We start from the raw sequence: 20,455 nt of genomic DNA, 5'->3' as shown, positions 1-20,455 counted from the left end.
AAGGCCAAAAACAAATGGAAAAGAAAGTTATTTTAACAGGAGACCGCCCAACTGGCAAATTGCATATTGGGCACTACATCGGCTCATTGAAGAACCGGGTTATGCTCCAAAACTCAGGCAAATATCGTCCGTTTATCATGATTGCTGATACGCAAGCCTTAACTGACAATGCGCGTAATCCTGAAAAGATCCGCAACAGTCTGATTCAAGTAGCCTTAGACTATTTGGCTGTTGGCATTGATCCGGAAATTTCGACGATTTTTGTGCAATCACAAATTCCAGCTTTGTTTGAATTAACGGCTTACTACATGGACTTAGTAACTGTTAGTCGCCTTGAACGCAACCCAACTGTTAAAACCGAAATCGGTCAAAAGGGCTTTAACGATTCAATTCCAGTTGGCTTTTTGAATTACCCTGTTTCACAGGCAGCCGATATTACTGCTTTTAAGGCAGCACTTGTTCCCGCTGGTGACGATCAGGAGCCAATGATTGAGCAGGCTCGAGAAATCGTGCGCACCTTTAATCGGGTATATAACTGTGATGTGCTCGTTGAGCCTAAGGGCTACTTCCCAGAAGGCGGCAGCGGCCGTCTGCCAGGTCTTGACGGTAATGCCAAGATGTCCAAGTCATTGAACAACGCCATTTACTTGTCAGATGATGCCGAAACGGTGCAAAAGAAGGTCATGTCAATGTACACTGATCCAGACCATATTCACGTTGAGGATCCGGGTAAGATTGAAGGCAATACTGTCTTTACTTATCTTGATATTTTTGATCCTGATAAGGATAAGGTAGCGCAATTGAAGGAAGATTACCAAAAAGGCGGTTTGGGTGATGTCAAAATTAAGCGCTACTTAAACAAGGTTTTGGAAGCTGAACTAGCACCAATTCGTGAACGTCGGGCTAAGTTTGCCGAAGATGAGGCTGCTGTTTATGAAATGTTGATCGAAGGTTCAAAGAAGGCCAATGAAGTTGCCAATGAAACCTTACAGCAAGTTCGCGCAGCAATCGGCTTAAATTACTTTGATTAAGAGGTAAATACAATGCGTGATCGAATTCCGTGGAAGCAATATTTTATGATGCAGGCCCTGGTCATTGCCCAGCGTTCAACTTGTGATCGGGCACTTGTCGGTAATGTGCTGGTTAAAGATAACCGCATTATTGGGACGGGCTATAATGGTTCTGTTACTGGAGCTCCGCATTGTGACGATGTTGGTCACCAATTAGTCGACGGGCACTGCGTGCGGACAATTCATTCAGAAATGAATTCATTGATCCAATGTGCGAAGAATGGTGCTTCAACGGACAATACGGAAATTTATGTCACGCATTTTCCTTGTTATAATTGTGCTAAGGCCTTAGTTCAGGCTGGAGTCAAAAAAATTAACTATTATTTTGATTATCATGACAGTCCACTGGTAATTGCACTATTTAAAGATTGTGGGGTTCCCTATGAGCAAATTAAGATTGACCGCAAGTATGTGGAACAATTGGCACATAAACTGGAAGACGCTGAAAACTAAACTAATATTTGTGATAGCGTTAGTTGGTCTTTTTTGTACAGTAACCGGTTTTGCGAATGCCAATATTCAGGATAATGGTCATCTTTTAGAGCGTGCAACTAAAGACCTGATTGTTGCCAAAAATGACCGTTATTGGCAAACGGGTGAGCAGCCCCAAATTGTTGTGCGGACGCTTAATCGAATTGATAAATTAACACCGAATAATTTGGCAAAATCCAAACGGACCGTCTTTATTGTTGTTGGTACTAAGGGTAAAAAGCGTAATGTACAGATCTATTCGAGTAAAGACCTGCATGGCGCCTTTACGGCAGATACGCGCGGCAGTATTATTCGTTCTCAATCAGAGCAATTGCGCAGCAGCAGTAAGTCTGAATTTAATAAGGGATTACGGTTTGTCTTTCGCGCTTGTGCAACAACGATTGACCAGCAATACCAGTATTCCTTTGACAAGTATGACTTAACTAATGATGAGCGTTCGCAGATTACCCATCCGCACCGGTTGGCGTTGCCGATTGCCCTAGCACTAGTTATTGTTGTTGCTGGACTATATTACTTTTTCCGGCGTAATTTTTACTCAAAAAATCGCGTTCAGAAATAATCGTGACCCAATCAGTTGACTTGATGCACGATTATGGATTACACTCACTATGTAATTAAATAAACAAATAAACTGTTAGGTGAGACTCCTACGTGAACACACGCTATCGCCCAGAAACATCCAGAGATGCCAACGGGTTAAATAGGTGTCGTCGATTTAAGGCGAGATCCAGATAGCTAGCATGTGCTTACGTCACGTAGTGTTAAAACTGAACGACGAGTATATTATGATACATGATACCTTGTTTAAAAGAAGGTCGCCTGCAGCTTTTGTGTGCGGCTTTTTTTGTTTGTTTAAGATTTTAAATAAGGAGTGGTGAGAATGCTGAAAAAACCTAATGATTCAGCTGAAAGCAAAGACTTGCAGCGGGTTAAAGCAATTGCTAAGGAGACACGTTCCGAAACGTTGGCGCGGCTTCATGCGAGCAGTAATGGGTTATCTAGTAAGCAAGCTGAAAAAAATCGTGAGGAATATGGATCAAACGAAATTGCCTCAAACAAACACGATTCTAAGCTGCGTTTTTTAGCTGAAGCTTTTATTACACCGTTTACGTTGGTGTTGTTAGTTTTGGCAACACTATCGCTGTGTACGGACTATATTTTTGTTCCTGCTGGACAAAAAGACTTAAGTACTGTACTGATTATGGTGACAATGGTCTTAATATCTGGAATTACCAGTTTTATTCAGAACGTTAAGTCATCCAATGCTGTTAATTCACTGCTGAAGATGGTGTCAGTAACAACGGATATTATCCGTGATGGCAAAGACCAGGAGATTCCGACTGACCAAGTAGTTGTTGGTGATGTTATTCGCTTAGCTGCTGGAGACTTAGTGCCAGCTGATATGCGGCTGCTTTCGAGTAAAGACCTGTTTTGCTCATCAAGTTCTTTGAATGGTGAGTCTAGTCCAGTCGAGAAGATTGCAACTAAGCGCCCAAGTCTGGGACAGGATCGCGATTATCTTGACTACCCTAATATTCTGTATGAGGGGACGACGATTGTTTCGGGCTCCGGCCGCGGCGTTGTCTTTGCGACTGGTTCGCATACCATGTTTGGTAAATTGGCGCATGATATTGCTAGAAATGATGTTAAGAATACATCGTTTGACGTTGGCATTAAAAATATTTCTAAATTGCTGATTACCATGACGGCAATTATTGCCCCACTGGTATTTATCATTAATGGTTTAACTAAAGGCAATTGGATTGATGCCTTAATCTTCGCGATTGCAACGGCTGTTGGCTTAACACCGGAAATGCTGCCGGTAATTGTGACCACTAACTTGGTTAAGGGTTCGATTGAGATGTCCAAGCACGGGACAATTGTTAAAAAGATGAACTCGATTCAGAACTTCGGCTCAGCTGATGTCTTGTGTACCGATAAGACGGGGACATTGACGCAGGACAAGGTGGTTTTGGAACGGCATTATGATTTGAATTTGCGCGAAACATCGAAGATTTTGGAACTAGGTTATCTTAATTCTTACTACCAAACGGGGATGAAAAACCTGATTGATAAGGCAATTATTGAAGCCGCAGGCGATGAACTAGACGTTAATGAAATTCAGCGTGATTATAATAAGATTGATGAAATTCCGTTTGACTTTTCTAGACGCCGGATGAGTGTTGTTGTTGAAAATTCGGATCGTGAACACGGTGAGCATCTTTTGGTAACCAAGGGTGCGGCTGAAGAAATGATGGCTGTTTCCAACCGGGTTGAAGTTGATGGGCAGATTTTGGCATTAACACCAGAACGCAAGCAAAAGGTCATGGCGAAGATTAACGACATGAATGATGATGGCCTGCGGGTCATTATGCTGGGGTATAAACCTAATCCTGCGCCAGTTGGTGAGTTCTCAACTAAAGATGAGAGCAATTTGATTTTGTGCGGCTTTTTAGCCTTCCTTGATCCGCCAAAGGAAAGTGCCAAGAATGCTTTGGCCAAGTTAAAGCATGATGGTATTAACGTCAAAATCTTAACTGGTGATAATGAAGCTGTTACTAGAACTGTCGGTTTGCAAGTTGGTCTTAACGTTGATACCGTTTATTCTGGTGCTGATTTGGATGGTAAAAGTCCACAGGAATTGGCTAAAATGGTTGAAGAATGCAACATTTTTGTCAAGTTGTCGCCAGAAGACAAGACGAAGATTATTAATTTGCTCAAGCAAAATGGTCACACAGTTGGCTATATGGGCGATGGCATTAATGATGCTCCCGCAATGAAGGCTGCCGACGTTTCGATTTCGGTTGATACTGCAGTTGATATTGCCAAGGAATCAGCTGATATTATTCTGCTGCACAAGGACCTCAATGTTCTAGAAAAGGGCGTCAGAATTGGTCGTAAGGTCTTTGGCAATACGATGAAATATATCAAGATTACCTTGTCTTCGAACTTTGGGAATATCTTATCAATTTTGGTTGCCTCATCGTTTCTACCGTTTCTGCCAATGCTGCCGCTGCAGCTCTTAATCTTAGACTTGCTGTATGGTACTAGCTGCTTGTCATTGCCATTTGACACAATGTCTGACGAATATCTGAAGCAGCCGCGGACTTGGTCGACTAAGAAATTACCAAAGTTTATGTTTTACTTTGGTCCAACCTCGTCGGTCTTTGATATTGTGACGTTTGCGTTATTGTACTTCATCATTTGTCCTAAGCTTGTTGGCGGCAACTTCAATGCAATTTCACCAGCTCAGCAGGTTGCCTTTATTGCCTTGTTCCATACAGGCTGGTTTATTGAATCGCTCTGGACCCAAGAAATGGTTATTCACGCATTGCGTGACCGGCATTTACCGTTTATTGGACAGCATGCAACTTATGCAGTTATCTTGGCAACTTTCGGTGCTGGGATTATCGGAACATTGTTGCCATTCTCAGGTGTTGCTGGTGCACTTAAGTTTGGGCCAATGCCACTTAGCTACATGTGGATAATTCTGGGAATTTTAATTCTCTACATTTTGTTAACAACAATTGTTAAGCACTTTTATTTAAAGGGTGAGAAGTTCTTAATTTAAAGGTTAATGCAAAAAGCGACTTAGGTTTTTATCTAAGTCGCTTTTTTTGTGTATTTATTAAAGGTGAGTTTGCATTCTATTTGTAATAGTGTTACAACATAATAGTACAGTAAAACTATAACATTATTATTTTAGAAAGGGATACGATGAAATTAAAGAACTTAACAGTTAAATATGGTAAACAGGTTTCCTTAGATAATTTAAGTGTTGAATTTACAAATAATGGGAAGATTATTGGTGTTCTTGGTGAAAATGGTGCCGGTAAAACGACCCTAATCAATGTAATACTAGGAAGACTAAATCGCTTTAAAGGGACAAGAACAGTTGATGAAAGCATTGCTTATATGCCTGATCGCTTTTTTCTTTATGAAAATATGCGCGTTAAGCAGGCAATAAAATTATTTAAGCAATCTTTTTCTGATTTTGATGAAGCGCGCGCTTTAAAAATACTAGCTCATTTTGAACTTGATCCCAATATGAAAATTCATGATGGCTCTAAAGGTAATCATGAAGCAATCCATTTAGCGTTGATTTTATCGCGGAACACAGACTTCTATGTGCTTGATGAGCCATTGTCGTCAATTGATCCAATTAATCGGGCAGCTTTTATTGAAGCAATTAAAAGCTATCGACGAAAAGACAGTACAGTCTTAATCGTTACCCACTTGTTGCGTGACTTAGGAAGCATGTTTGATGAAATAATCTTGATGAGAAATGGTCGCTTAATTTTGCAAGATACTAAAAAGAATATTCTGAACAAATACAGCAGCCTTGAAGAAGCTTACTTTGAGGAGGTAGGAAGATGAGAGCATATCTTAATGTAAGACTAAAGAAAGTTCTGCCGCTATTTATTATTTCAATTGGAATTGAAATTGTTTTTTGGCTGCTTAGAATTGCCAAGCCAAATAATGCGACAATTTCTGAAATTCATGATTTATGGTATGCCGCAATTACGGCAATTATCTTATTTGTAACGGCATACCAGCTAATTAAAATTTATTATCTGGACAGCGATGATTTGATAAACATTTTGCCGTTTTCTAATGAACTGTTGGCTTTGATTGAATTAGTAATCTATTCGGTTTTAACAACAGTTTTGGGAATTGTTTATCAAGAAATAAATGTCTACAAGTCTGGTATCAAACTGGATGTTGGGCAGTATTTATTTAGTAAGTTGTTATCATTATTAAGCTTTTATATGTTGCTTTTTGCTTTTGCGATGATTTTTAAGAATATTAGAAAAGCTGTTGTCGGTGAATCGTTAATCTTGATTACGACTGTCTTAGTTATTACATTTGAAATTTTTCTTTTTTGGCAGATTGAAAAAACGCAGGTAGCGCATTTTATGATCGGAATATCTTCGCCAGATGCGCAAATTCATGTGGTTTATTTAAATATTTTGCCATATAGCTTTTATGGGCAAAGTCCCGCAGCCACCCATAATCTAGTTAATCTGGGCTATTTCGTAAATGGAATCAGTACGGCCGTATCAGGATTAGTTGTGATTTTGTGGCGCAAGATTGTTAAATTGAATTATCTAAATTTGGTCGCCTAATTAAAAAAGTCCAGAATTTCTGGACTTTTTTATTTTGTCTGTGAAGAATATTGTTAAATTATTAATGAAACAAAAATGAAATTATACCATAAAAATCCTCATAATACGATTTTCAAGCTATCTTAGTGTAGTATAATGAACTGAAAACAAATAAATCCTAAGGAGAAACAAATATGGCTGACAAAAAAACTTTTTATGTTACCACACCAATCTATTATCCATCCGGCCGCTTGACGATCGGTAATGCGTACACGACAATTGCTGCTGATACAATTGCGCGTTATAAGCGCAGTCAAGGCTACGATACTTTCTTTTTAACTGGTACTGATGAGCACGGTTTAAAGATTGAGCAAAAGGCTGAAAAGCAAGGCATTAAGCCGCAAGAGTTTGTGGATAACATGGTTGTCATGTATAAAAAGTTGTGGAAGAGTCTTGATATTTCTTACGACAAGTTCATTCGGACAACTGACGAAGAACACGTTAAGAGTGTACAAAAGATTTTTGAAAAGCTATTAAAGCAAGGCGACATCTACCTTGGCGAATACACTGGTTGGTACTCAGTTGAAGATGAGGAATACTTCACTGAATCGCAATTAGCAGAAGTTTACAAAGATGATGCTGGCAATGTAATTGGTGGTAAGGCGCCATCGGGTCACGAAGTACAATTAGTTAAGGAACCATCATACTTCTTCAAGATGAGTAAGTATGCCGACCGCCTGCAGCAATACTACAAGGATCATCCTGACTTTATCCTGCCTCATTCTCGTGAAAAAGAAATGGTTAACAACTTCTTAAAGCCGGGTCTAGAAGACTTGTCCGTTACGCGGACGACGGTTTCTTGGGGAATTCCAGTACCAAGTGACCCTAAGCACGTGGTTTACGTCTGGATTGATGCCCTATCAAACTATATTACGGCACTAGGTTACGGCTCTGACGATGATTCCTTATTTAAGAAATACTGGCCGGCTGATGTTCATTTGGTTGGTAAGGAAATTGTTCGCTTCCATACAATTTATTGGCCAATTATGTTAATGGCACTGGACTTGCCGCTGCCAGAACACGTTATTGGTCACGGTTGGGTGCTGATGAAGGATGGCAAGATGTCCAAGTCTAAGGGCAATGCCGTTTATCCAGAATCAATCACTAGCCGTTATGGTGTTGACGCCTTGCGGTACTACTTGATGCGGGCATTGCCGTTTGGTTCAGATGGTGTCTTCACACCAGAAGACTTTGTCGAGAGAGTTAACTATGATTTGGCAAATGACCTGGGCAACTTGCTTAATCGGACTGTTTCAATGATTAACCAATATCAAGATGGTCACGTTGCTCCAGTTGCTTTAGAGCAAAACGAATTGGGCAAACAATTGGCTGCAGCTGCAGAAGAAACGATTGCTGACTACAAGAAGAATATGGATAAGCTTTACTTTACCCAAGCAATTGAAGGCATTTGGAAGTTTATTGGTCGGGCCAACAAGTATATTGATGAAACGACACCATGGGCTTTGAACAAGGAAGGCAAGAAGGACGAATTGTCTTTGGTAATGTCCAACTTGGCTGAAAGCTTACGAATTGTTGCCTTATTAATTGCGCCAATCATGACTAGAACACCAGTAGAGATGTTTAGACAACTTGGTTTGGATTGGGAAAATGCCGACCAAAAGAAACTAGCCTTTGGCGACTGTGTTTGGGATGTTAAGGTAACAGAGAAGCCAACTCCAATTTATCCACGCTTAAAACCAGAAGAAGAAGTTAAGTACATCAAGGATGAGATGGCTAAGGCTAAGCCAAAGAAGCAAAGCCGCAGTGAACAAGGCAAAGACCCAGAGATTACCATTGATGATTTTGACAAGGTTAAGATTAGAGTTGGTAAAATTCTGTCAGTTGAACCAGTTCAAGGATCAAGCAAGTTATTGAAATTCCAGCTTGACTTTGGTAATGGTGACGAACGGCAAATCTTGAGCGGTATCCGCAAGTATTATCCAAATGCTAGTGAACTGCTTGACCGCAAAGTATTAGCTGTAACTAACTTAAAGCCGCGTAAGATGGTCGGCCAACTTAGTCAAGGGATGCTATTGTCCAGCGAGAAGAATGGTGAAGTTAAGTTAGCCTTAGTCGGCGATGAACACGAAGTTGGGGCCGAATTAGGTTAATGGAATTAATTGATAACCATACGCACCTGCAGGACGAACCGTTTCGCGGCAAAGAAGAGTTTTACATTAACCGGGCCCAAGAGCTGGGTGTTACAAAGATGATTTGCGCGGGTCAAGACCCAGAGTTTAATAAGCGGGCAATTGACCTTAGTCAACGCTTTGATAACGTCTATGCCATGGTTGGTTATTGCCCTGATGTTGCTAAGGATTATGACCAGCAGTCAGAAGATTTGCTGATTGAGCAGCTGCAGACGCCTGGTGTTGTTGCCATGGGTGAGATTGGGCTTGACTATTATTGGGATGAATCCCCAAGAGACAAGCAGCGTGAAGTTATGGCGCGGCAAATTGAAGTGGCTCATGAATTGCACTTGCCGGTTGATATTCATACGCGGGATGCTTTTAGCGACTGCTATGATATTTTGAAAAATAGCAACCTTGAATACGGGGCGATTTTGCATAGTTTTAATGGGGATATTACTTGGCTCAAAAAGTTTATGGAGCTAAATGTTTGTTTTTCTTACTCCGGTGTAGTTTCCTTTACTAAGGCAACCGAAGTCCACGAGTCTGCAAGACAAACACCGCTTGACCGCTTGTTGATTGAGACGGATGCGCCGTTTTTGACGCCAAAGCCGTACCGCGGCAGACAAAACGAGCCAGGCAATGTTTACTATGTGGCTCAGGCAATTGCCGAACTGAAAGATATTCCAATAGAAGAAGTTGCTGCGGCAACTTACGCAAATACTGTGAGAGTTTATGGTCTTAACTAAAAAACAATTTAATGCAGTTGTGGTCGTTGAGGGAAAGGACGACACAATTCGACTGAAGCAATTTTTCCCAGGGATTGAAACAATTGAAACTAACGGTTCAGATGTGCCCCAAGCGGTTTTAACTGAATTACAGGAACTAATTAAAAAGCGGGACGTCATTGTGTTGACCGATCCAGACTTAAACGGCGAACGCATTCGCCGGTTGGTAACTGAAGCAGTCCCCAATGCTAAACAAGCCTTTATTACCCGTAAAGAAGGAGTTCCACAAAAGCGGGGCAACTCACTGGGCGTTGAACATGCATCAAAAGAGGCCTTAACGCGGGCTTTAAGTGATCTTCACGAAGTTAAGCTGGATCAGAGTGATTTAACTAAAGAAGCCTACCAGCAATTAGGTTTGGCTAGCGGGCAAGGTTCGCGCAAGCTGCGTGAACAAGTAGGAATTAAATTGCGTGTGGGTTATGGTAATGCCAAGCAATTTTATAAGCGGCTGCATACCTTTGGGGTAACACTAGCAGAATTAACTGCGGCAGTTGAGGAGGCAAAAGATGAATAATGAGATTCCTATTGGCTCGCCGATAAGGACGCAGGCAATAATTAACCGTTATTTTGTTAAGGCGAAGAAAAATCTGGGACAGAACTTCTTAGTTGATCTGGCTGCAATTCAAGGGATTGTGCAGGCAGCACAAATTCAACCTGGCGACCAGGTAATAGAAATTGGCCCGGGGATTGGCTCGTTAACCGAACAATTGCTCATTGCTGGGGCAAAGGTCTTTGCCTATGAGGTTGATGATGATTTGCCAGAAATCTTAGACAACGAATTGCCTAAACAGATTAACGGTGTGCCGATTAAGGAACGCTTTGAGTTAATGATGAAGGATATTCTGCAGGCCGATTTTAAGGAAGACCTAAAAGACTTCTTTGATTTAACTAAGCCAATCAAGGTAGTTGCGAATTTACCATATTACATCACGACGCCAATTATTTTCTTCTTGAATGAGTCCGAGTTGAACTTTGCCAGCCTTACTTTAATGATGCAAAAAGAGGTGGCTGACCGCTTGGGTGCTGAACCTGGCTCCAAAGCCTACGGCCCGCTTTCAATTGCAGTGCAAATTGAAATGAATGTAACTGAAGCATTAACCGTAAAAAGCACTTCCTTTATCCCACGGCCAAAAGTCGATTCAAGTGTAGTTGTCTTGACGCCGTTGACGCAGAAGCCGGATGTTGGCGACGCGAAGCACTTTAATTGGGTAGTCAAAATGTGCTTTGCGCAACGTCGTAAAACATTGAATAATAACTTAAAGAACTTGATTCCAGATGCTGCTGCAAGGGAACAACTGATTGCATCATTGGGAGTTGACGCGCGCATTCGCCCAGAGCAACTTTCAATTGCGCAGTTTGCACAAATAGCGGCAGCAATTAAGAAGCAATAATCACATAATTTTGTTCGGTAATTATGAAAAGTAATTGAAATATTTGTCATAATGTAGTAAAATACCGAACAAAGGAGTTGTTATTTAGTGCCAACATCAATTATTACCATTAAACATGAGTTAGATTCACATTTAGGTGATCCTTTAACAGTAGTCGCAAGAGCCGGTCGGAAGAAGATAACTAAGAGACGGGGAATTTTGAGAGAAACATTTCCTGCAGTCTTTGTTGTCGATTTAGACCAAGATCAAAATAATTTTAAGCATGTTTCTTATAGTTATACTGATTTGTTAACCAAAAATATTACATTAAAATTTGATGATGGGGCTAATGCGGCCGAAGCATAATTTAGAAAAGTAAATTTTTTTGGCATTGACATTTTGTAAAATGTTGGTGCCTTTTTTTATGGCTTAGAGTATAGTAATTAAAAGCAAAAAAGCAAACATTAGGAAGGAGAAATTATGAAACGTTCAGAGAGATTAGTTGATATGACTAAGCGGTTAATGGAACGACCACACGAATTAATTCCGTTACCGTTTTTTGCCAAGCAATATGGTGCCGCAAAGTCGTCAATTTCTGAAGATTTAGCCATTTTGAAGCACACTTTAGCTGCTAATCAAGATGGTATTTTAGAGACAGTTGCCGGGGCTGCCGGTGGGGTAAGGTATGTTCCTTTTTGGGGGAAGAAGCATGCGCAAAATTACTTGACAGACCTAGCTGCGCGGATTGAAGATCCGAACCGAATTTTAGCAGGAGGTTTTGTTTACCTGTCCGATATTTTGGGCGATCCACAAGAATTGGAACGGATTGGTAAGTTAATCGCTACACGTTATGCTTATTCAAACATTGACGTTGTGATGACTATTGAAACCAAGGGGATTGCCTTGGCGCAAGCAGTTGCACGCTACTTGAATGTTCCGTTCATTATTGCCCGCAAGCGTTCAAAGGTTACAGAAGGTGCGACAGTATCTGTCAACTATATTTCTTCATCACTTGATCGCGTGTCTAAGATGGAATTGCCGACGCGAGTATTGAATGAAAATTCTAATGTTTTGCTTGTAGACGACTTTATGATGGCCGGTGGAACGCTGACAGGGATGCAGCAATTAGTTAAGGAATTTAACAGTAATATTGCTGGAATTTGCGTCTTGTGTGAGGCTGACTTTGATGATGTTAAGTTAATTGAAGGTCACCTTTCTTTAGTGAAAATTAAAAAGGTTGACGCTGCCAAACGAGTTATTTTGGCTGAACCGGGTAATTTTGTGGTACATACCGATTTTAACCGCTTTTAGTATTAAATGATATACTGTAATCTAGTTGTAATTTAAGAATAGAACGAGGTTAATTTAATGAAGAAGTTTGTAGTTGTTCTTGCTGCTGGCAAGGGTACCCGCATGAAGTCCAAGTTGTACAAAGTTTTGCATCAAGTTTGCGGCAAGACGATGGTTGAGCATGTTGTTGAGTCTGCTCAAGCAATCAATCCCGATAAAATTGTGACCGTTGTCGGTAACGGCGCTGAAGAAGTTGAAAAAGTATTAGCTGGCAAGTCCGAATTTGCCCTGCAAAAGCAGCAATTGGGTACTGGTGATGCGGTCCTAACGGCGCAAGAGCAATTAGCGGGTCAAGATGGCGCCACGCTGGTAATTACCGGTGATACGCCACTGTTTACCAGTCAAACTTTTCAGAGTCTGTTTGACTATCACCAAAAAAAGGGTAATGCGGCCACTGTTTTAACGGCGCAAGCACCTAATCCTTATGGTTATGGCCGGATTATTCGTGATGACCAGGATAATGTCTTACGGATTGTCGAACAAAAAGACGGTAATCATGAGGAACTTAAGGTTAAAGAAATCAACACTGGTGTGTTCTGCTTTGATAACCAAAAGCTTTTTGCGGCTCTAAGACAAGTTACAAATCACAATGCTCAAGGTGAGTATTACTTAACTGATGTTTTGGAAATTTTGCGTAACAGCGGCGAACGCGTTGGAGCTTATAAGATGCCTGACTTTAGTGAAAGTCTGGGTGTGAATGATCGCATTGCTTTAGCACAAGCCAGCAAAATTATGCAAAAACGGATTAATGAGGAACACATGCGTAATGGTGTGACTTTTGTTGACCCAGAGACTGCTTATATTGATACTGATGTTACAATTGGTAACGATACGGTAATTGAGGCAAATGTTGTTATTAAGGGTAAGACAACAATTGGCAGTGATTGCTTGATTACGTCTGGTTCCAGAATTGTCGATACCAAGATTGGCAACGATGTGACAGTAACTTCATCTACACTTGAAGAGGCGCAAATGGACGACCACACTGATATTGGGCCTAATTCACACTTGCGTCCGAAGGCAATTATTCGCGAAGGTGCCCATATTGGTAATTTTGTCGAAGTTAAGAATGCGGAAATTGGGCAAAATTCTAAGGTCGGACACTTAACTTATGTTGGTGATGCTACTTTAGGTAAGGATGTTAATGTGGGCTGTGGCACTATCTTTGCTAATTATGATGGTGTTCAAAAAGACCATACAAACGTTGGTGACCGTGCCTTTATTGGTTCTGGGGCAACTTTAGTGGCTCCGGTTAACGTGGCCGACCATGCCTTTGTGGCTGCTGACTCAACGATTACCAAAGACGTTGCTAAGTATGATATGGCGATTGCCCGTGGGCGGCAGGTTAATAAACCAGATTATTGGCACAAGTTACCTTTATCTAAGGGTGAGGATTGGCAATAGTTGTTGAATGTCCTATAAGCGTTAATTAATTTTGCGCTTGTAGGGCATTTTGTGTAATTAAATTAATTTGTCTTAAGAATGAATAACAATGATTTACTTAGTAAGTTTTTAGGTTACAATAGAGTCTGAATATTTTCGAAGATAGTGTGAGGTAAAATATATGAAATTTAATCATAAGTTAATGACAGTTTCGGCTGCGGTATTACTTAGTGCAGGTCCAGTTGTCAGCGGTATGCAAGCAGCTACTGTGCAAGCAGCTAAGAAAACTTCGACTAATAAGAACACCTCAAAGAAGGGGACAATTCAATTTAGTCATAATGCTTATGTTTATGACAAGAACGGCAAGCGTTTGAAGAAGTATATGGGTAGTGCCAAGTACACCACGATTGCTAAGGGTGTAACTGTTAATTACACTGGCAAAAAGACAATTAACGGCACTGTATATTACGGATTGGGTAACGGTGCCTTTGTAAAGGCCGGCAATGTTGGTTATGTTGATGGTCAAAAGGTTACGACAACTTCAACTCCTGCTACATCAACGGTTACAGCAACACTTAAGCGTAATGCCTACATCTATGATGCTAAGGGCAAGACCGACAAGAAAATGGTCAAAAAAGGAGCTAAGGTTACTGTTGACCAATTAGTTTACATTGGTTCAAAACTCTATTACAGAATTAGCGGTCAAAGCAATCAATTCATCAAGTCAAGCAATGTAGCATCGACTTCTGCTGAATTAAAGCCAGTTAATAGCAAGCCTGAACAAAAGCCATCTAAGCCAGCTGATAACAATAATCAGACTGGCGCAACGGTAATCACATTGAACCGCAATGCTTATATTTATGATGGTCAAGGCAATACAGCTAAAAAATTGGTCAAAAAGGGTCAACAAGTTACTGTTGACCAATTAAAATACATTGGCAGTAAACTTTACTACCGGATTAACGACAGTAATTACCCTGGTAAGGACCAATGGGTTAAGAAGAGCAATGTTGGCGTAGTTACTGGCAGCCAATTAAAGCCAGAAAACAGTCAACCTGCTGCTGATGATAATGCAACTGTAATTACTTTGGGTCGTGACAGTCATGTTTACAACGCCCAAGGTGTTGCCCAAGCAACTAATACTTTTCCTAAAGGTCATACAGCACGTGTAACTGAATTGCGTTATATTTGGGTTGCCGCTGATAATAAGGCAGAATTGTTCTATGCTTTGCAAAGCGACAAGAATGGCTACATCAAAGATGATGATGTTAGTGGCATCAGTGGTGCTAAATTAACACCAGTAAACACTCCGCAAGCTGCACAAGAAGCAATTACAGTAGCTTCTGCCACTGATAAGAGCGACTTGCAAACTGCTTTGAACCAAGATGCAACAGTTAAGAGTAGTGATGCTTATAAGCTATCTGCTAAGTCTTTGCGCGATGCTTACGACACTGCATCTGCATCTGCCAGCCAAGTTAATAGTTCACAAACTGCAACAGTTGGTCAAGTTAAGGATGCCTTGGCTAAATTGACAGCTGCCAAGAGTGCACTTAATGGCAAAAAGGTAGTAGTCGCTGATTTGAATAATTTAACAGTCGCTGAAGCTAATCAAATTGTTCAATTAGCTGCAAGTACTAATGACGTTGCTACAAGTGTCGTACAATTTAGTAATAACAATACTACTTTGACGATTACCGGTGCTAATGGCTTCCAACAAACATTAAATATTGCAGATTACGCAACAACTACTAAATAATTAACTAAAATAAATTAAGCACCATCATAATTTTGATGGTGCTTTTTTGTTGTCATAAAAATATGGTAAGATTAATTGGCTAAATAAGCATTGGTATTGAAAAAGAGGAAAAAATGATAGGTTTTTCAATCTACTTGGGCGAGGATTTGACTGCTCGAGATTATAATTACTTAATTGCAATGCGGAATGCCGGTTTTGGGGCTGTCTTTACGTCATTGCATATTCCAGAAGACGACGCGCAGATTGTGCTGCAGCGTCTAAATGTGTTAACCAAGTGGTGCCGTAATCTTGATCTTGACGTGATTGCAGATGTGTCACAGGTTGGTTTAGCAAGATTAGGTGTGGCGATTGCAGACCTCACGCAGGTCAAGGCACTAAATTTAACGGGATTAAGAATTGACGATGGTGTTGACTTTAGCGTTGTTGCTAAGTTGTCAAAGGAAATGCCGCTTGCCCTAAATGCCAGTACACTTAGCAATCAAGATATTGCTTCTTTGCGCGAGCATGGTGCTGATTTTGACCACCTTGAAGCTTGGCACAACTATTATCCGCGTCCTGAAACTGGGCTTGATCGTGTGTGGCTTAATGAAAAAAACACATGGCTGCACCAAAACGGTCTGAAGACGATGGCCTTTGTCGCAGGTGATCATCTTAAGCGTGGTCCAATTGGCGCTGGTCTACCAACGTTAGAAGAACAGCGTGATGAAAATCCGCTGGCTGCAACATTAGAATTACAAAAATTGGGTTGTGATCGTGTCTTTATTGGCGATCCTAGTCTTAAACCAGCCACGATTACCAGTTTTACTAATTATTTAAAGCATGGTGCGATTACTCTGCATGTAACTGAAGCTCCTGAGCAATTAACGGCGCAAAAGTGGCATAATCGTCCTGATGTCGCACGGGATGTTATTCGCTTAGTTGAAGGCAGAAGAAGGCAGCTGTTTGACGTGGAACCGCAGTCTAAGGTTGCGCCGCGGCCACAAGGCACAATTACTTGCGATAATCGCCGTTATTTGCGTTACCAAGGCGAATTACAGGTGACCAAGACCAATCTACCAGCAGACGAGCGGGTAAACGTCTTAGGCCATGTAATAGCGGCTGATTTGCCGCTATTAGCGCAAGTTGATGCCAATCAGGCTATCATTTTTGAAAAAGTTAATCAAGCATAAAAAGGTGCATTACCTAAATTGGGGTAATGCACTTTTTTAGCAGCAAACTTTCTTAAACAGCATGGAAAAATTTATTCAAAGAATAGAGTGGAAGGATGAGCTAGTATAAAAAGTGCTCAAAGTTATTATTAATGTATAAATTATACGTATGCCATTATATGTTGGGTTTTTAAAAGTTCCACTTAGAAAAAACTGTATAAAAAAGTTTACCTAGAGATTAAGTCTTTACTTGCGCATAATACTTCTCTCATAACATAGATTGTAGCACTCTCTTGGACTAAAACGTACATATTTTTTCAAAATAACATTAGAAATCAAAATCAGTTAAATATATATGTATCGATAAGCTTAAAATAGCAAGGGAATTTTGTATAAATGAAAATCATAAAATAACACTAATAGATGATTGTATTTGAAAGTCTTTTTATTGTGTACAAGAAAATATAATTATTATTTTTTAATTTTTGGCACATTTTCCTAATTTATAGCTATTTGCAATCGCTAACTAAAATTTAATTACCGTAGAAAATAAAAACGTATACTTTTGATTTTTATAAGGAGTCTGAGTGGAAAATCAATAGAATTAGCTAATAGATCGGGCTAAGCTGCTATTTTAGTATAGAATTACAGGCTTTCAAGCTATGAAAAAAATTATCGAATAATATTATTTGAAGTTGAAATGCATTTTTTGATGTTCTATAATGTAATCGCATTCAAAACTATATTTGATTGGTATTTATATATTGCAATATAACTCTTTATTTTAACCGCTTTAATCATAAGAAACTTGTTAAAATAGAATTTAGGGAATTATTGGGGACAAAAATGAATTTTAAAAATCGGGTGGAAGCTACACGCAGATATTTAACAACTTCTGAGGCAAAGATTGCTGATTATATTTTGCAAAATCCTAAAAAGGTCGTCAAAATGAGCATCAATGAGCTGGCGCGAGCTTCTAGAACCAGTGCGGCAACTGTCTCGCGACTAGTGAAAAGTTTGCAGATTGAATCTTATCCGGCAATGAAAGTAATGATTTCGGTTGATTTGGCGGGGCAAAAAGATCAGGATGCCGATGAAAAACTGGATATTTCAGCTAATGATTCGTTTACTGAAATATCCAATAAGTTGATGAAAAATGAAATTGAAAATTTGAAGCACACTAAGGAATTGTTGCAGGAGGGCATTTGCCAAGGGGTAGTTGCCCGCTTACTCAGGACAGCGACAATTTATGTCTTTGGGGTTGGTGCGTCTGCATTAGCTGCGAGGAATATTTACCAAAAATGGTCGCGCATTGGCTATAACGTGGTTTACGAAGAGGATATTAATGTTTTGCTGGCGCAATTGGCCAATGCAACTAAGGCGGATACTTTGTGGTTAATTTCCAATTCTGGTGAAACCCCAGAATGTATTTATTTGGCTGATTATGCTCATCAGAATAATATTTTTACGATTTCGTTAACGATGTTTGGGCAGAATAGTTTGGTCAAAAAAACTAAGTTAGCACTGACAACGTGTAAACCAATTGAGCCGGATGTGCGTGTCGGGGCAACCAACTCAATTACCGGTCAATTTTATATAATTGACGTGCTGTTTTATCTGCATTTTAGTCGAGATTTTGCCCGTAGCTTAAAGGCTATCAAGACTTCGAGCCAAGAGGTGGAAAATTACCGCAAAATTTTCAAAATCAAGTAATTTTTTAAACTGGTATAATCCAATAGACTGCTGATATATACCAATTGAAAAATAAAATTGTAAATTGGTCTAAATAAGTTTATACTGATTTTGATTTAATAGGGAGGCAAAAAAATGAGTTCAGATAAATATACCGAAATGGGTAAAGAAATATATGCTCATATTGGTGGCATTGAGAATGTCGCAACTTTATATCATTGTATGACGCGAATTCGAATTGCGATTAGAGATATGAATAAGGTCGATCTTGCAGGGTTAAAGAAGATTGATGGTGTGCTCGGCGTTGTCGAAAGTGAAACACTGGAGATTGTTCTGGGACCGGGAGTTAACACCAAGGTTGCACAAAGCATGGTTGATGCAGCAGGAGTAAAGGAAAATGATCCGTTTCCTCAAAATGCAACTTCCAGCCAAGTTAGTTCTTACGAACAGGACAAAAGTGATGTCATGGCTAAGGCTAATGAAGTTCATGCAGCCCATAAGGCAAGTCTAAAGAAGACGTGGTGGCGTGCTGCACTGCAACATATTTCGGCTATTTTCATTCCACTAATTCCAGCATTTATCGGCGCTGGGTTGATTTCTGGTTTATCTGGCATTATGAAGAATATGCTGACGGCTAAGATGCTGCCGGTAAGCTGGACATTGGCAATTACCGTGTTAGGTGTTTTGTCTAGCGGTTTATTTACTTATCTAAACATCTTTGTTGGGATTAATGCTGCTAAAGAATTTGGCGCAACACCAGGTCTTGGTGGAATTATCGGTGGGATTGTAATGCTGCCAGGGATTATTCCGCCGGTGACAATTCCCAACATCTTTGATAAACAACCTCTTGCCGCGGGACAAGGCGGAATTATCGGTGTTTTGCTGTCAGTGTGGCTATTATCTTATGTTGAAAAATACTTCCACCGCCACATTGCGGACTCGGTTGATATTATCTTCACTCCGTTTTTGACATTATTAATCATGGGCTTGTTTACCATTTTTATTACCATGCCAATTGCGGGTTGGATCTCTAACTCATTAGTTGGCAGTATCAACTGGGTATTAAAAGTTGGTGGACCAATTGCTGGTTTCATTTTAGGATTGGTCTTCTTGCCAATGGTTATGTTGGGCTTGCACCAGATCCTAACGCCAATTCACTTACAGATGATTCAAAAAATGGGTTACACACCGCTGCTGCCAATTTTGGCAATGGCTGGCGGCGGCCAAGTTGGTGCAGCTATTGCTCTATGGGTTAAATGCCGTAAGAACAAGCAATTAACTAAGTTAATCAAGGGTGCTTTGCCAGTTGGAATCTTGGGTGTTGGTGAGCCATTAATTTATGGTGTTTCACTTCCTCTAGGACGACCATTCATTACTGCCTGCATCGGTGGTGGTATCGGTGGTGCCGTCTTAGGTGCCTTTGGCAATGTTGGTGCAATTGCGATTGGGACTTCAGGCGTTGCCTTAATTCCACTTATTGCCCACAATATGTGGTTAAAATATGTGATTGGTCTTCTTGCCGCTTATCTTGGTGGTTTTATTGCGACTTACTTCTTCGGTGTTCCTAAGACTGCAATGGTTGCTAAAAATGAAGACGGTTCACTTGTTGAACCAGTTAAGGAAACACCAGTTGTAAGTCAATCTCAGAGTGCAACGGTTAACTTTGTTAGCCCAGTAAGTGGTGAACTTGAAGAATTAACTGCTGTTAACGATGATGTTTTTTCACAAAAAATGGTTGGGGACGGCTATGCTGTTATCCCAGAAGATGGCAAGATTGTAGCACCAGTTGACGGCACAATTGTTACGGTAATGGCTACTAAACATGCGATTACAATGACAACGACTGCTGGAAATTTGGAAATCTTGTTACATTTCGGAATAGATACTGTAGACTTAAAGGGTGCTCCTTTTGAAATCAAAGTCAAAGAAGGGCAAACTGTTAAACGCGGGACTGTTTTAGCACAAATGGATATTGCAGCCGTCAAGGCAGCTGGTAAAGATCCCGTTGTGATGACGATTGTGACTAATATGGATCACGTTGAACAAATATCTGCCATTACACCTGGCAAGGTTAGTGCAGATCAAAATGTTATTACGGTAAAAACTAAGTAG

Annotated in this window: 17 protein-coding genes and 1 riboswitch; all 17 genes read left to right on the top strand. The window is 40.3% G+C overall.

Translation table 11 applies throughout. The features are described from left to right. Nucleotides 1-14 precede the first annotated feature (14 nt). The 17 genes from trpS to OZX58_RS06705 all read left to right on the top strand — a co-directional run bounded on the left by trpS (nt 15) and on the right by OZX58_RS06705 (nt 20,455). The gene (trpS, locus tag OZX58_RS06785) at nt 15-1,031 is read left to right on the top strand and encodes a tryptophan--tRNA ligase (RefSeq protein ID WP_277140757.1); all 1,017 of its coding nucleotides are present in this window, start codon (nt 15-17) and stop codon (nt 1,029-1,031) included. A gap of 12 nt (nt 1,032-1,043) precedes the next feature. Beyond that, nucleotides 1,044-1,523, top strand: a complete 480-nt coding sequence (locus tag OZX58_RS06780; protein WP_277140756.1) for a deaminase — start codon at nt 1,044-1,046, stop codon at nt 1,521-1,523. Further along, nucleotides 1,453-2,121: a TPM domain-containing protein gene (locus tag OZX58_RS06775; RefSeq protein ID WP_277140755.1), complete on the top strand. Its 669-nt coding sequence runs from the start codon at nt 1,453-1,455 to the stop codon at nt 2,119-2,121. Before OZX58_RS06780 ends, OZX58_RS06775 begins: the two co-directional genes overlap by 71 nt. 64 nt (nt 2,122-2,185) lie before the next feature. After that, nucleotides 2,186-2,349, top strand: a riboswitch (M-box (ykoK) riboswitch). 93 nt (nt 2,350-2,442) lie between these two features. After that, nucleotides 2,443-5,133 carry a magnesium-translocating P-type ATPase gene (gene mgtA / locus OZX58_RS06770; protein ID WP_277140753.1) on the top strand — a complete coding sequence of 897 codons (2,691 nt, stop codon included), beginning with the start codon at nt 2,443-2,445 and terminating at the stop codon, nt 5,131-5,133. 146 nt (nt 5,134-5,279) lie between these two features. Continuing rightward, the gene (locus OZX58_RS06765) at nt 5,280-5,939 is read left to right on the top strand and encodes an ABC transporter ATP-binding protein (RefSeq protein WP_277140752.1); all 660 of its coding nucleotides are present in this window, start codon (nt 5,280-5,282) and stop codon (nt 5,937-5,939) included. After that, nucleotides 5,936-6,688 carry a hypothetical protein gene (locus OZX58_RS06760; protein ID WP_277140751.1) on the top strand — a complete coding sequence of 251 codons (753 nt, stop codon included), beginning with the start codon at nt 5,936-5,938 and terminating at the stop codon, nt 6,686-6,688. Before OZX58_RS06765 ends, OZX58_RS06760 begins: the two co-directional genes overlap by 4 nt. 173 nt (nt 6,689-6,861) lie before the next feature. Then, entirely contained in the window at nt 6,862-8,838 is a 1,977-nt protein-coding gene (gene metG / locus OZX58_RS06755) for a methionine--tRNA ligase (protein WP_277140749.1), read from the top strand. Continuing rightward, nucleotides 8,838-9,605 (top strand): TatD family hydrolase, encoded by a 768-nt coding sequence (locus tag OZX58_RS06750; protein WP_277140748.1) that lies wholly within the window; start codon nt 8,838-8,840, stop codon nt 9,603-9,605. Before metG ends, OZX58_RS06750 begins: the two co-directional genes overlap by 1 nt. Beyond that, complete coding sequence (rnmV, locus tag OZX58_RS06745) at nt 9,592-10,158, top strand: ribonuclease M5 (protein ID WP_277140746.1); 567 nt, start codon at nt 9,592-9,594, stop codon at nt 10,156-10,158. The genes OZX58_RS06750 and rnmV overlap by 14 nt, the downstream gene beginning before the upstream one ends. Then, nucleotides 10,151-11,035, top strand: a complete 885-nt coding sequence (rsmA, locus tag OZX58_RS06740; RefSeq protein ID WP_277140745.1) for a 16S rRNA (adenine(1518)-N(6)/adenine(1519)-N(6))-dimethyltransferase RsmA — start codon at nt 10,151-10,153, stop codon at nt 11,033-11,035. Before rnmV ends, rsmA begins: the two co-directional genes overlap by 8 nt. 87 nt (nt 11,036-11,122) lie before the next feature. Next, a complete protein-coding gene (locus OZX58_RS06735; RefSeq protein WP_277130488.1) occupies nt 11,123-11,380 on the top strand; it encodes a Veg family protein in 258 nt (85 codons plus the stop codon). Between the two features lie 114 nt (nt 11,381-11,494). Continuing rightward, nucleotides 11,495-12,325: a pur operon repressor gene (purR, locus tag OZX58_RS06730; protein ID WP_277130489.1), complete on the top strand. Its 831-nt coding sequence runs from the start codon at nt 11,495-11,497 to the stop codon at nt 12,323-12,325. Nucleotides 12,326-12,382: 57 nt separating this feature from the next. Further along, nucleotides 12,383-13,768: a bifunctional UDP-N-acetylglucosamine diphosphorylase/glucosamine-1-phosphate N-acetyltransferase GlmU gene (gene glmU, locus OZX58_RS06725; protein WP_277130490.1), complete on the top strand. Its 1,386-nt coding sequence runs from the start codon at nt 12,383-12,385 to the stop codon at nt 13,766-13,768. 160 nt (nt 13,769-13,928) lie between these two features. Further along, nucleotides 13,929-15,503, top strand: coding sequence for an SLAP domain-containing protein (locus OZX58_RS06720; protein ID WP_277140744.1), 1,575 nt, complete (start codon nt 13,929-13,931; stop codon nt 15,501-15,503). 113 nt (nt 15,504-15,616) lie between these two features. After that, nucleotides 15,617-16,672: a MupG family TIM beta-alpha barrel fold protein gene (locus OZX58_RS06715; protein WP_277140743.1), complete on the top strand. Its 1,056-nt coding sequence runs from the start codon at nt 15,617-15,619 to the stop codon at nt 16,670-16,672. 825 nt (nt 16,673-17,497) lie between these two features. Further along, nucleotides 17,498-18,364, top strand: coding sequence for a MurR/RpiR family transcriptional regulator (locus OZX58_RS06710; RefSeq protein ID WP_277140742.1), 867 nt, complete (start codon nt 17,498-17,500; stop codon nt 18,362-18,364). Nucleotides 18,365-18,478: 114 nt separating this feature from the next. Beyond that, on the top strand, nt 18,479-20,455 hold the full coding sequence (locus OZX58_RS06705; RefSeq protein ID WP_277140741.1) for a glucose PTS transporter subunit IIA: 1,977 nt from the start codon (nt 18,479-18,481) through the stop codon (nt 20,453-20,455).

It is taken from the genome of Lactobacillus sp. ESL0680 (genome assembly GCF_029392855.1).
Classification (GTDB): domain Bacteria; phylum Bacillota; class Bacilli; order Lactobacillales; family Lactobacillaceae; genus Lactobacillus.
This window is presented reverse-complemented; position numbering and strand designations above follow the sequence as displayed.